The organism is Panacagrimonas perspica, assembly GCF_004364935.1.
Lineage (GTDB): Bacteria > Pseudomonadota > Gammaproteobacteria > Nevskiales > Nevskiaceae > Panacagrimonas > Panacagrimonas perspica.
The window spans coordinates 16,481-29,157 of the sequence record NZ_SOBT01000008.1 but is presented as its reverse complement, the minus strand read 5'-3'; the positions used below and the strand labels follow the sequence as shown (position 1 = coordinate 29,157).

The 12,677-nt window shown below is 65.1% G+C and carries 16 protein-coding genes; 7 read left to right on the top strand and 9 right to left on the bottom strand.

Annotated features, from left to right (window positions below; translation table 11 throughout):
- The first annotated feature begins 73 nt into the window (after positions 1 to 73).
- The 7 genes from DFR24_RS00185 (at position 74) to DFR24_RS00155 (ending at position 5,461) form a co-directional block, all read left to right on the top strand.
- The gene (locus DFR24_RS00185; protein WP_133879350.1) at positions 74 to 928 is read left to right on the top strand and encodes a type II secretion system F family protein; all 855 of its coding nucleotides are present in this window, start codon (positions 74 to 76) and stop codon (positions 926 to 928) included.
- A gap of 72 nt (positions 929 to 1,000) precedes the next feature.
- Positions 1,001 to 1,843: a type II secretion system F family protein gene (locus DFR24_RS00180; RefSeq protein ID WP_162850946.1), complete on the top strand. Its 843-nt coding sequence runs from the start codon at positions 1,001 to 1,003 to the stop codon at positions 1,841 to 1,843.
- 4 nt (positions 1,844 to 1,847) lie between these two features.
- Complete coding sequence (locus DFR24_RS00175; RefSeq protein WP_133879348.1) at positions 1,848 to 2,210, top strand: DUF192 domain-containing protein; 363 nt, start codon at positions 1,848 to 1,850, stop codon at positions 2,208 to 2,210.
- Entirely contained in the window at positions 2,207 to 2,680 is a 474-nt protein-coding gene (locus DFR24_RS00170; RefSeq protein ID WP_133879347.1) for a tetratricopeptide repeat protein, read from the top strand. Before DFR24_RS00175 ends, DFR24_RS00170 begins: the two co-directional genes overlap by 4 nt.
- Positions 2,680 to 3,396: a TadE/TadG family type IV pilus assembly protein gene (locus tag DFR24_RS00165; protein ID WP_133879346.1), complete on the top strand. Its 717-nt coding sequence runs from the start codon at positions 2,680 to 2,682 to the stop codon at positions 3,394 to 3,396. The genes DFR24_RS00170 and DFR24_RS00165 overlap by 1 nt, the downstream gene beginning before the upstream one ends.
- A 227-nt stretch (positions 3,397 to 3,623) precedes the next feature.
- A complete protein-coding gene (locus DFR24_RS00160) occupies positions 3,624 to 4,445 on the top strand; it encodes a LuxR family transcriptional regulator (RefSeq protein WP_133879345.1) in 822 nt (273 codons plus the stop codon).
- A 137-nt stretch (positions 4,446 to 4,582) separates the two neighbouring features.
- Complete coding sequence (locus DFR24_RS00155; RefSeq protein ID WP_366518883.1) at positions 4,583 to 5,461, top strand: LuxR family transcriptional regulator; 879 nt, start codon at positions 4,583 to 4,585, stop codon at positions 5,459 to 5,461.
- A gap of 54 nt (positions 5,462 to 5,515) precedes the next feature.
- Here the strand turns inward: DFR24_RS00155 and DFR24_RS00150 are convergent, their stop codons facing one another.
- From DFR24_RS00150 to tilS, 9 genes are all read right to left on the bottom strand, one after another.
- Entirely contained in the window at positions 5,516 to 6,004 is a 489-nt protein-coding gene (locus DFR24_RS00150; protein ID WP_162850945.1) for a DUF3106 domain-containing protein, read from the bottom strand.
- A 20-nt stretch (positions 6,005 to 6,024) separates the two neighbouring features.
- The gene (locus DFR24_RS00145; protein ID WP_133879342.1) at positions 6,025 to 6,267 is read right to left on the bottom strand and encodes a hypothetical protein; all 243 of its coding nucleotides are present in this window, start codon (positions 6,265 to 6,267) and stop codon (positions 6,025 to 6,027) included.
- Positions 6,260 to 6,625: a hypothetical protein gene (locus tag DFR24_RS00140; RefSeq protein WP_133879341.1), complete on the bottom strand. Its 366-nt coding sequence runs from the start codon at positions 6,623 to 6,625 to the stop codon at positions 6,260 to 6,262. The genes DFR24_RS00145 and DFR24_RS00140 overlap by 8 nt, the downstream gene beginning before the upstream one ends.
- Positions 6,622 to 7,179, bottom strand: coding sequence for an RNA polymerase sigma factor (locus tag DFR24_RS00135; RefSeq protein ID WP_133879340.1), 558 nt, complete (start codon positions 7,177 to 7,179; stop codon positions 6,622 to 6,624). Before DFR24_RS00135 ends, DFR24_RS00140 begins: the two co-directional genes overlap by 4 nt.
- A 34-nt stretch (positions 7,180 to 7,213) precedes the next feature.
- Complete coding sequence (locus DFR24_RS00130; RefSeq protein ID WP_133879339.1) at positions 7,214 to 7,621, bottom strand: hypothetical protein; 408 nt, start codon at positions 7,619 to 7,621, stop codon at positions 7,214 to 7,216.
- Positions 7,622 to 7,730: 109 nt separating this feature from the next.
- Positions 7,731 to 8,471 carry an SDR family NAD(P)-dependent oxidoreductase gene (locus DFR24_RS00125; protein WP_133879338.1) on the bottom strand — a complete coding sequence of 247 codons (741 nt, stop codon included), beginning with the start codon at positions 8,469 to 8,471 and terminating at the stop codon, positions 7,731 to 7,733.
- 88 nt (positions 8,472 to 8,559) lie between these two features.
- Positions 8,560 to 9,438, bottom strand: a complete 879-nt coding sequence (locus DFR24_RS00120) for a DUF1295 domain-containing protein (protein ID WP_133879337.1) — start codon at positions 9,436 to 9,438, stop codon at positions 8,560 to 8,562.
- Positions 9,439 to 9,581: 143 nt separating this feature from the next.
- The gene (locus DFR24_RS00115) at positions 9,582 to 11,237 is read right to left on the bottom strand and encodes a 3-(methylthio)propionyl-CoA ligase (RefSeq protein WP_133879336.1); all 1,656 of its coding nucleotides are present in this window, start codon (positions 11,235 to 11,237) and stop codon (positions 9,582 to 9,584) included.
- A gap of 138 nt (positions 11,238 to 11,375) precedes the next feature.
- The gene (gene tilS / locus DFR24_RS00110) at positions 11,376 to 12,671 is read right to left on the bottom strand and encodes a tRNA lysidine(34) synthetase TilS (RefSeq protein WP_133879335.1); all 1,296 of its coding nucleotides are present in this window, start codon (positions 12,669 to 12,671) and stop codon (positions 11,376 to 11,378) included.
- Positions 12,672 to 12,677: the final 6 nt, after the last annotated feature.

The following is a 12,677-nucleotide window of genomic DNA, read 5'->3' as shown; positions in this document are numbered from 1 at the left end:
GGATTCGAAGCAGGGGCGGATCCTTCCCTGCCCTGACCGACGACAGCCCGCAGCACATCTCAATGGAGCCAGGATGACGATCGCGCCGCCGACCCTTGTCGTTCTGATGGCCAGTCTCGCGGCCGGCATGGCGCTCCATGCAGGTCACGTGTGCCGCATCACGTGGCGTCGATACCAGACCTTTTTTCAGGACACCGCGGAGCGAAATCTCTCCGAGATGTTCCTGTTCATCGATCCACGCGCGCTGTTCACTGCCAATCTGATGCTGCTGATCCTCGTCTTCGCCGTCGTCGCGATAGCCGGAGGCGGGCTCTTTCTGGCGACGCTGAGCGCTCTGGTGGTGGGAGCATCGCCTCCGCTCGTCTACACCACGCTACGTCGGCGCCGCTTGCGCACTGCGGTTTCGCAACTCCCGGACATGCTGCTGTCCCTTTCCACCAATCTTCGGTCCGGCTTGAGCTTCACGCAGGCACTGGAGACGGTGATCTCCCACCAGCAGGCGCCTCTGGGTCAGGAACTCGCGCTGGTCTTGCGCGAACTGCGCATCGGCGTTCCGCACGCTGAGGCCATGGACAATCTGCATCGCCGGTTGCCCGAGGTGGAGATCCAGCTGCTGACAGCCGCGATGAAGATCTCTCGCGAGATCGGCGGCAATCTCGCCGAGACGCTGGAGCGCATCTCGGACACCCTGCGCAAGCGACTGCAGATGGAAGGGAAGATCCACAGCCTGACGGCGCAGGGGCGGCTCCAGGGTCTGGTCATGACGGGCCTCCCCGTCTTCCTCGTGATCGCGCTGAATCAGCTCGAACCCCGCGCGATGCAGTTCCTGTTCAGTGCCTGGTACGGCTGGGCGACGATCGCGCTCATCGTGCTGCTGGAAGCAGTGGGATATCACTTCATACAGCGAATCGTGAACATCGATGTCTAGCGTCCGACGTCACCTCCCGCACGGCGGACAGTCCGCATGATCACGCCGACGATCGGAGCACTGATCCCTCTCATGGCCGCGCTGGCCTGCGCCCTGGTGTTCGCCGCGCTTCTGGGTTTCCGTCGCGTGCTCCCGGCCCAGGACCGCGTGTACATGGATCCACTCCCCGTCAGCCTCCGGCTGTTGTGGCCGCTCGTCTCGTTCTTCTCGTACTACTTCAGCCGTTTCTGCACCATCGACTATCTCGAGCGCGTCCAGGGCCAACTGGTGCGCGCCGGCATGAACTATCGGATGAATGCCGAGCAGTTTGTCGCGCTGCGCATCGTGAGCGCGCTGGCGTTTACGCTCGCTTTCACGGGCGCCCTGTCCTGGGTCGGCGATTCGTCCATCGCTTGCGGGATGATCGCGCTCGCGTTCGGGTATAGCGCGCCCTATCTCAAGCTCAGGGATCGTCGCCGCCGGCGCGAACGATCCATCGCGCGCCTGCTGCCGACCTACCTCGACTTCATCACGATGGCCCTGGAAGCCGGCTTGAGTCTCTCCAGCGCGCTGGTTCAAGCCACCGTCAACGGCCCGCGAGGCTTGCTGAGCCAGGAGTTCGAGCGTGTGACGCGGGATATCACGGCCGGCGCCGGAAGGATCGAGGCGCTTGACGCCATGTCGGCTCGACTCGACATGCCGCAGGTGACCTGCGTCATCGCCGCCATCGCCCAAGCGGATCGCAGCGGCGGCAGCATCGGCAGCACGCTGCGGGTGCAGGCGGAGCAGCAGCGCGTAGACCGCTTCCAGCGCGCTGAGCGCCTCGCGATGGAGGCGCCGGTGAAACTGATCTTTCCGCTCGTCGCCTTCATCTTCCCTACGACGTTCATCATCCTGGGATTCCCCATCGCGATGAAAATGCTCCATCACGTGTGAGCGGATGAACAGGACCCGACCTGTGGTTGCACGCGCCTATGACCAGGAAGGCCAGCTGATCTTCACACGGGTGTTCCTGCCCTCGACGTTTCTCCAGCGCTTGCGCGGTCTGCTCGGGCGCAAGGCCCCGTATCTCCGGGATGCGTGGTGGTTCAAACCCTGTTCGGCAATCCACACGTTCGGAATGCGCTTCCCCATCGACGTCCTGCATCTGTCCCGAGAGGGACGAATTCTTCGCATCTCGGCAGCCGTCCCACCCTCGCGGATTTCGATCTGCGCGGCGGGACATCAGGTCGTCGAGCTGCGTGAAGGCGCTGCGGCGGCGCTGCGTCTGGAGGTCGGAAATCGTCTGGAGGTCCGTCGATGAAAACCCCGATCGCTTCGCTCGCTCTCATTTGCGCGATGACGACCGTGGCCTGTTCCTCGCGACCTCAGAGCGTGCCGGCAGCGGACGAACGCTCTTCCCTTCGATCGAAACTGGATCGCGCGGACCTGGCGCTCAGGGAGGCACGACTGACCGACGCCGAGAGCCTGTATCGGGATCTGGCCACATCCCATCCCCGGCTTCCGGAAGTCTGGCTGCAACTCGGCAACATCTACGCCCGGCAATCCCAACTCGAAGCGGCGACATACAGTTACAAGCAGGGACTGCGATTCAATCCCGAAGACGGCCGTCTCTGGCACAACCTGGCCCTGCTCGAACTCAGGCAGTCCATCAGAACCCTGGAGACCGCCAGCGAACTCCTGCCCTCGGCGAGTCCCCAGCGAACCCGCATCGAGGACCTGCACCGCGCCTTGTTGCTGGCTGGCCATGAGGGGCCGGCTGGAGCGCGGTGATGCGCTGCGAAGGGACCGGGACCATCGAATTCCTCGTGGTCTTCCTGCTGTTCGCAGGACTCTTTCTCGGCGTCTTCGAGATGACGCGGATCTACCGCGCCAAGCATGTCCTCAACACCGCGACGTTCGCCGCGGCACGTTCCGGAAGTCTTCACCATGCGCGCCTCGACGCGATGAATGCGGAACTCGCGAACGGCATGACGCCCATGCTCATGGGAGCGGGTCGATCCGCCGAGAGTCTCGCGCTGGCGCGTCAGCGCGCGGCCACCCTGCTCGCCCCACCGGGAACCGGGGTGCAGATCGTCAGCCCCACGCAGCAAATGTACGAGCGCTTCCGCAGGCCCTTATGGACACGATTCGAAGGTCAGTCCGCTGATAGCTGGCAACAGGCGGTGCCGAACGACAACTTGCGGCAGCGCCCGCGCGAGGCGTCGAGCATCGTCGACTCGCCGGGAATGTCGGAGATCAACCTTCAGGACGCCAATCTCCTGAAGATCAGAAGCGTCTGGTGCCATCGCCTCGTCACGCCGGTTCTCGATCGCGCGATATTCGGCATCGTGACGTCTTCGCTCTTCATCGGCGAACGACAGAGAGCGTGCCTGCCGCTGAGCAGCATCTCAGGACAAGATATTTCAGGTTTCTATGTCGCCATTTCCGCCGATGCGATCGTGCGAATGCAGAGCATCATTTCGAATGCTGGCCTGCCCGGGCGTTAAGCACCGTACACCGCGGTGGCTCGCTTGATCTTGGCCCCCGGTCGAGCTACTACTACGGCCTTGGCGGCAGAAACCGGCTCTTTTGTCGTTTCTGCCGTCAACGCTCGATAAGACGTCATTGGGGAGACCTATGTCGATGCGCACAGGGGTGGACGCCTCGAGCCGAGCCGCGTTGGTCGACGCCGACACAGCCTCGCCATTTCCGCGAAGACACGGGAGAGCGGCGTATGCCCCTGTCTAGTGCCGCCTCGTCGAAGACATCGAGCCGGCCGATCACGCGAGCGCGTTCCGTCGGCAAGCCCGCGCCTGACAGCCAGTCCGCCTTCATCGATCCATGGGCCAATCGTTGCGCGGAGTTTGCCGCCCAGGAAGGTTTCCGATACTTCGTCTTCGGGCTGCGTCTGACGCGTGCGGAAGGACGTTCCGTGCAGTTCGCGCTGACCAACTATCCGCGCGAGTGGCTGCACCTGTACGACAGCAATGGCTATCTTCGGATCGATCCGGTCGCGGCGCTGTTGCTCACCAGCATCAAACCGTTTGCATGGGATGAAATTCAGGAAGCGGGAACCAAGGACAAAATGTTCTGGAAGCAGGCGGCCCGCTTCGGTCTGCAATACGGTTACACGGTTCCCGTCCACGGACCGCGTGGCCAGCATGCCGTGATCGGGCTGGGCGGCATCGAGCGGCCGCTGAGCGCAACCGCCAAGAAGCAGGTGTTCGAGCATTCCTGGTCTTTCACCGTCGAATTGCTCGACGAAATATTCGGGACTTATCTCCAGCACGATGGCGCTCTGACCGCGACGCCCCTGAGCTCGAAACAGAAAGATGCGCTCTCGCTGATCTCTCAAGGCTGGTCCATTCGTGACATCGCGAAGAAGCTGGAACTTCATTCGCGGACGGTCGAATATCACCTTGGCGGCGCGATGCGAAAGCTGGGCGCTGCGACGCGCGAGCAGGCCATCGTGCGGGCGCTCCTCGGTGGAGACATCGAAGACTTGAAGTACCCCGGAGAGCTACGCGATTGGTGCCTGCGCATTCAGTCCGGTTGAACGGCCTTCTGCATCTCGAAAATAACTTTTCAATCCTGTGGGTTTGCACAATTGCCAACCCCTGGCGAAGTTCCGAAACTGCGTCTCACGGTACTCGCAGCGAATAAGCGAGCGAAGGGATCACCGGAGAGACCATCGTGAGAACTTGCCATAAGAGTGGAAGCGCAGCTTCGCGCTCCTATCGCTCGAATCAGCATCGCAAGCGCAGCGTACCTTCTTCGGCAGACTCCAAATGCCAGGCTTCGGAACGTGAAGAAAGAGACCTGGTCCCGTCACCGTGGGACAGCGTGGAGTCCGCGCAGCGTCAATTGCAGACTTTCTCCGAATCATTCGGCCTGTCCTACTTCAGGCTGTGCATACAGGCACGCAGACCGTCCAACGACTACGTGCGAGTGGAGTTCTCGAACCTGTCGCGCATGTGGGTCGATCGGTATCGCAGATGCAACTACGCCAAGATCGATCCGGTTCTCGCGCTGCTCGACGACGCGAACGAGCCGTTCGCCTGGGATGCGATCGATCGGCAGAACATCGAGGTCCGGCGCTATCTCGAGGACGCCGCTTTTCACGGCCTGGTCGATGGCTTCACGGTTCCGCTGCATTGTTCGAACGGGGAGTCGGCCCATCTGACCCTCGCCGGCGCGGCGCTGACGACGGACATCGAAGAACGCTGGGCCATGTACGCAGCAACGTACCGTTTCCAGTGGACCGCGTTCTCGAGCCTTCGCCCCTTGCTTTTGCGTCTACCCGGCCCGCCGTCGACAACCCTCACGGACAAGCAGCGGCAGATCCTGGTCCTGCTGATGCAGGGTATGGGCGTCAAATCAATCGCCCGCACGCTGGGGCTGCATGCCCGGACCGTCGACGATGGCCTTCGCCGCGCATGCCTGCGCCTGGGTGTCACCTCACGCGAACAGGCCATCGTCCGCGCGCTCGCCACACGCCAGATCGATCCCGCTGAACTCGTGCCCCCGCCTCCACCACCGATCGAGTTCCATCTGAACGCGACGCGACGCTAGGGCCCTCGCACCGGCAAGACATTTTTCGTTGCAGGACTTGGGGCTCGAGCACGCTCACCGGGACGGCTTCGCCGCGCGAGACGGGCCCAGACAGTCGAGGCGACGCTGCGCATTCTTGCTTGCGCAGTCCCGCTCGAAGGCCTCGGGATCGGCACGGTAGTCGCGGAAGCGCTGCCGGATGCGCGATCGTTCCACCGGGGGCAGCGCCCGCCATTCGCGCAGACGCTCGCGGACCCGCTGCTGTTGCTCGGCAGGCAACTTGCGGAACTCGTCTCTTTGCGCCCGCAAACGGTCACGCTGCTCCGGACTGAGCTTCTGCCAGCGCTGAAATCGCGTCCTGGCCCGGTCGCGCTGCTCGGGTGTCATCGCGCTCCAACGCGCAGCACCACGCGCGAGCTTTTCACGACGCTGCTCGGGAAGCTGCTCCCACTTCGGCTCGAAACCCTTGAGCAACTGGCGTTGCTCGCCCGACAGCTCGCTCCAGCGAGGCGCCGCCTGGGCCGCGGTGACGCAGAGCATCGCCATCACGACGATCAGCGCCATTCGAATCGTCGCCATCCTGCTCATCGAAGCAGCTCCGCTGCAGTGCCCGTCGAAGACGGCCGGGCAACCAGATCTCCTAGGTGTGCAGTCAGGTCCTCATCGGCCGCGGACGGCGCATCGGCATCGCGCGCCATCGATTCGTCCTCGCCCCAGTCCGCGAGAAATTCCAGGACATCCGCCGGCGCCTGTTCGATTGCCGCCGTTCCGGGATGGCTCGCGACCTGCGTTGCGAGGCTGGCCGCGCACACCCGCCATTCAAACACGCTCGTCCTCCGCCGCCAGCCAGGTCAGCACATCCAGATCTTCGTAAAGCTCGGCTTCGAGGACCGGATCCTCATCGCCATCGAGGAGCAGTTCGAAGATCTCGCCCTGGGCCATCTCCTCCTGCCCCACAGCCTGCATGCGGCCGAAGGGATGGAAGAACAGCACCGCCGCCGCCACGCTCGCGGCCAGGGCCGCGCCGGCCATCGTCCACGCCCAGGCGGGCCGCCGCGTGCGCGCGGCGATCGCTCCGGCTCGCGCGGCCGACAGCCGGGCGCGAACGACCACGTCGGGCATTTCGGCTTCGCGCAATCGCGTCTGCAACGCCCGCGCGAACGTGTCGTCGCTGACGTCGCTCATGGCCACACGCCCTCCAGCTTCGAACGCAGGTTCGTCAGCGCTCGCGACAGGTGCGTCTTCACCGATCCTTCCGCGCAGGCCATCGCCAGGGCCGTGTCGCGTACGTCCAGACCCTCCCACACACGCAACTCGAAAGCCTGGCGTTGGCGAGCCGGCAATTCACGCAATGCCTGCTTCAGTACGTTCATGGCCTGCTCGCGCTGAGCCTCGGCTGCCCCGTCGAGCGCAGCCGGATCGGCGACATCACCCGCCTCACGGCGCGTATCGTCGTGCGCGTCATCGCGATGGATTTCATCGGACTGCAGGAACAGGCGACGACGCAGCCATTGCCGGCGCTGCCAATCGCGGATCCGGTTCTGGAGGCAGCGGAAGAACAGCGGCCGCCATTCCTCGGGCGGTCGCTGCGCGTAACGCCGCACCAGCTTGAACATTGCGTCCTGAACCAGGTCGAGGGCCGCATCGCGGTCTCGCGTGACGACGCTCGCCATGCGGAAGGCACGGTGCTCCACCGAGGCGAGGAAGGCGTCGAGCGAGGCGGCTTGGGCATCCGGCATCCCGCCAATCTAGGCGTCGCCGACGAACGCCCCATTAATGCTTGCGGTCGTGGCGCTCCTCGATCCGGTCGCCCCGGCGATCCAGGCGTTCCTCGACCCGATCACCGCGCTTGTCGAGCCGGTCTTCGACCCGATCGCCGCGCTTGTCGAGCCGCTTCTCGATGCGGTCGCCCTTCTTGTCGAGCGCTTCGGCGCGCTGCTCATGTCCGCTGGCCTTGGCACGATCGGCGCGGCGATCCAGCCGATCGTCGATGCGCTCGCCCTTCTTGTCGAGGCGATCGTCGATACGGTCGCCGCGCTCGTCGAGCCGGTCATTGATGCGCTCACCGCGAGCGTCGAGGCGGTCGTTGGCGCGGTCGCCGCGGTCATCGGACCAGGCGGGTGAACTCGTGGCCGCCGTCAGCATCAGCGCGGCGAGCAACGACAGTCGGGTGCGATTCATGAGGTTTCTCCGTCGGGGTGATTTATTCGGACTACCCCCTCCACAACGCACCACCCTCGGATCGGTTGACACGGTCGGTGAACATTTCGGCCGCCTCTCGAAGCGCCGATCAGATCGTCCAGGTCTCCGTGTACGGACGAAGCTCCACCTCGTTGCTCCACGCTGAACGCGGCTGCTTGTGCACCCACAGGTAGGTCTGTGCCACGTCGTCGGTCTGCGCGGTGTTTTCCTTCTTGAACGACGCGCCCCGCATCTGCCGCACGATCGGCACGTCGAGGTCGCAATCCAGACGCAGATGCGCCACGTGCACGCCCTTGGCTGCGTAGGCCTTGGCCACCGATTGCGCCATGCCGCGCAACCCGAACTTCGCCGTCGCATACAGCAGCCCGTTTGCAGAACCCCGCAGCGCTGCCGTAGCGCTCGAATACAGGATGGTGCCGCTGCCGCGCTCCAGCATCGCGGGCAGGACCGCGCGCGTCGCCGCGAATGCGCCGACGACCTCCACATCGAGGATCTCGCGCAACTCGTCGCAACTCGATTCGAGCGGCGGCTTGAAGGACACCGATCCGCGCACGTTGTAGATCAGGATGTCGACGGCGCCCAGTTGGGACGCCACCGACTTCAAGCCTGCCTCCAGCGACTCCGCCTTCGAGGCATCCGCCTCGACGTACAGCGTGCGACCCGAAGGATTCGCCTGTCTCGCCGCAGTCTGTGCTTCGGCAGAGCCCGCTGCCGTGCGCGACAACAACGCCACGTCGCAGCCATCGGCGGCGAAGACGCGGGCCAGTGAAGCGCCCAATCCTTCTCCCGCGCCGACGATGGCGCAGACGGGTTTGATCGAAGTGCTCATGCGGGTCGTCTCCTGTGCAGGTCGGGTTCCGGTCGGGCCGAGCGCGGCCGGATAGGCCGCGACAGGATGACAGACGACGCGACGACCGCTATCGCTTCCTGGGCGGCAGCGGAACCAGCGCGGAAACCTCGCGCATGTAGGCCGCGTAGGCGGGTCGCCGCTCCACGCTGCGCCGGTCCATCAGCGGAATGCTGGCAAACCAGAACATCGCGGCCATCGCGAGCGCACCGGGCACGATCCACCACGCCTGGGCGGGCGCACTGGCAAGACCGAACAGCATCAGGCCCCACCAGAAGCCGAGCTCTCCGAAGTAGTTCGGATGACGCGACCAGCTCCACAGGCCGCTGCGGATGAACGCCCCTTCCTGCCGCTTCGCGATGAAGGCGTGCAACTGCAGGTCCGCCAGTGTCTCGATGGCGATGGCTCCGAGTGTCACGACGACGGCCAGCGCGTCGAGCCATCCGAGAGGCGCCTGGCCGAGCGTCATCACCGCGTAGATCGGCAGGCATCCTAGGAAGACCTGCACGGTCGGAAACAGATGGATGCCGAACAGGTCCACCCAGATCGCGGCCGACTTGCCGGCCTTCTGGCGCACCAGTGCGTAGCGCCAGTCCTCGTGCTGCAGCCCGCCCCAGTACGTGGCCCAGTTGGTCGTGAGACGGATTGCCCAGATCCAGACCAGGCCGATCACCAGCGCGGCCCGCGTCGTGTTCACCCCAGCCGCCTCGTTCGCACAGAACCAGTACACGGCCAGCAACGGTGGAATCACGCTCCAGTACGCGTCGTAGAAACTCGAGTTCCGGTAGCGCCAGCTGAAGGCGAAGATCACCAGCGTGGCGATCACATCCGCCGCGAACGCGTTCCATGGCGCGGGCAGCTTCCACAACGCGAGCGCCGACGCGCCGATCACGATGCAGACCGCGTATGCCCACGCGATCAGTCCCAGCGCCTTGGTCTTTTCCGACATGCCGCTCTCCGAGCACCGCGAATGTTCGCGGGGACTATGGAGAATCAGTGGGGCGGCGGCCTCACCTCAGCAGACGAGACGTGGACGATCCGCACAGGCGCGTCGATCGCGACCGTGCGGACCGTGGCCCGATGCCGCCGGATCTACGCGCTGGGCAGCTTGTAGTCCTTGAAGTGCTCGCGCAGCTTGTTCTTCTGCACCTTGCCGGTGGCGCCCAGCGGCAGCGCATCGATGAACTGCACGTCGTCCGGCGTCCACCACTTCGCGATCTTGCCGTCGTAGAACTTGATCATCTCGGCGACGGTGACCTCGGCGCCCGGCTTCTTGACGACGACCAGCAGCGGCCGCTCGTCCCACTTCGGATGCACCACGCCGATCACGGCGGCCATCGCGACGGCCGGATGCGCCATCGCAAGATTTTCCAGATCGATCGAGCTGATCCACTCGCCGCCGGACTTGATGACGTCCTTGCTGCGATCGGTGATCTGCAGGTAACCATCCGGATCGAGCGTGCCGACGTCGCCGGTGGGGAACCAGCCATCGACCAGCGGGCTCTTCTCGATCTGGTAGTAGCGATCGATGATCCACGAGCCGCGCACCAGCAGATCGCCCGAGGTCTTGCCGTCGCGCGGCAGCTCGTTGCCCTCGCCGTCGACGATCTTCAGGTCCACGCCGTAGATGCCGCGGCCCTGCTTGACCTCGATGGCGAACTGCTCGTCCTTGCTCAAGGTGTCGTGCTTCTTCTTCAGCGACGAGTACGTCCCCAGCGGCGACATCTCGGTCATGCCCCAGGCCTGGTGGATCTTGATGCCGTAGTCCTGCTCGAAGGCCTTGATCAACGCCGGCGGCACCGCGGAGCCGCCGCAGACCATCTTCTTCACCGTCGACAGCTTCTTCTTGTTGGCCTGCAGGTACTGCAGCACGCCGAGCCAGACCGTCGGCACACCGGCGGACAGGGTCACCTGCTCCTGCTCGAACAGTTCGCACAGATTCGGACCATCGAGGCCCGGTCCCGGGAACACCAGCTTCGCACCCACCATCGGCGCCGAGTACGCCACGCCCCAGGCATTGACGTGGAACATCGGCACCACGGGCAGCACGGTCTCGCGGCCCGACATTCCGAACACGTCGGGCTGGATGCTGGCCATCGCGTGCAGCAGCGTCGAGCGGTGCGAGTACAGCACGCCCTTGGGATTGCCGGTGGTGCCCGAGGTGTAGCAGAGGCACGCGGCCGAGCGCTCATCGAACTCGGGCCAGCGGAATTCATCCGACGCTTCGGCAAGCAGGTCCTCGTAGCACAGCAGGTTGTCGACCTTGAGCGCCGGCATGTGCTTGCGGTCGGTCATCGCGACCCAGGCCGTGACCTTGGGGCACAGCGCCGCGATCTTCTCGACGACCGGTGCGAAGGTCAGGTCGAAGAACAGGACCTTGTCCTCGGCGTGATTGGCGATCCACGCGACTTGTTCCGGATGCAGGCGCGGGTTGATCGTGTGCATCACGGCGCCGATGCCGGAGATGCCGTAGTACAGCTCGAAATGGCGATAGTTGTTCCACGCCAGCGTGGCCACGCGATCGCCGAGCACGATGCCGCGCTTGGTCAGCACGTTGGCCACCTTCTTCGCCCGCCGGTGCGCGTCGGCGTAGGTGTAGCGGTGAATGCCCTTGACCACATTGCTGCCGTTGTCGGCGCTCGCGCCCTCGACCGTGCGCGAAACGATCTCGGTATCCCCGTGATAGCGCTCCGCGTGGACGATCAGCGACGAGATCAACAACGGGATATCCATCATCTGGCCGAGCATGCTTCTGTTTCTCCTCTGATACGGTCTTTGGGGGTACAGCAAACCGCGACGATAGCGGAGCGGGCAGATCAGACCAAGCGGCCTGCCGATACGGCAGGTCGGAGTCGGCAACCGACGAACCGGACGCGGTGACGCTTTTCAGGCCGGCGGAGCGCCGCCCGGCCGGTCGAGCCACTCGATCTTGCGAAGGGCCGCCCCGGTATCGGCGTCATCGGCCCAGCCGAAGCCGCCGACCCAGAGAATCCGGTCTTGCCGCGCCACCAGCGGCGTTCGCTGGCGGACCCAGGTCGGGACGACCCGCTCCTGGAACAGGTTCTTCAGGCTGCGGGTCTTTGCCGAGCCAACGGGCTTGAACCTGTCGCCCGGACGCGCCATCCGCACGGTGCAGGGCCAAGGCCGGCCACGATCGGCCGCTCGATGCAGCCGGCCGCAACCTGCCGGCAATTCGAAATCGCCCCGCCCGTCCCAGTCGGCCTCGAACGCCTTCGGCACCGGTGGCAGAACCTGCAGCGCGAACAGGTGCTGCCGGCAGCGCCGGAACTCGCCGCCCGGCCAGGCCAGCACCGGATCGGCGTCTTCCGCCGCTTCGAGGACTTCGCGATCCAGGCGCAGCAAGGTGTCGTGGAACGGCGTCGGCAAGCCCAGCCCTTCGATCCAGCCGCGAACGAGGTTGCGACGCCGGGCGGCGCTGAATTGCAGCAGCCGGGGGATCGGCAGCGCGCCGTTCGATTCGACCATCCCGTCGAGATCCGAGATCGCCATTTCGCGCAGCAGCTCCGCGGTCTCGGTCGAAAGCTCGGCCGCACGTGCGAGGTTGCGCGAGGCCGCCGGCCAGCGCGCCCGCAATCGCGGCAGGATTTCCGCGCGCAGGAAGCTGCGCGAAAAACGCGAACTCTGGTTGTGCGGATCCTCGATCCATTTCAGGCCGTGGCGCTGCGCGTGGGCCAACACCTGTTCGCGCGACACGTCCAGCAGCGGGCGCCACAACCAGCCCGGGGCGAACTCGGTGAGCGGGCGGATCGCGGCCAGTCCCGCGGGACCGGTTCCCCGCATCAGCCGCAGCAGGACGGTCTCGGCCTGATCGTCGCGGTGATGGGCCGTGGCCAGCGTGTCGCCGGGTTGCAGGCGGGCACGCAGCGCCATGTAGCGCGCCTCGCGAGCCGCAGCCTCGACGCCTTGGCCTGCGTCCTCGACGTTCACCCGTACGACCTGCAACGCGACGCCCAGGGCCGCGCAGACCTGCTCGCAATGGGCGACCCAGTCATCGGCGAGCGCCTGCAGACCGTGATGCACGTGGATCGCCGCCAGATCCTTCACGCCGGCCTTCGCCAGCGCATGCAGCAGCACCGTGGAATCCAGTCCACCGCTGAAAGCGACCCGGACGCGACCGCTACCGGGCAACGCGACCACTGGAATCAACCGGGACGTCGGCATTCGTCC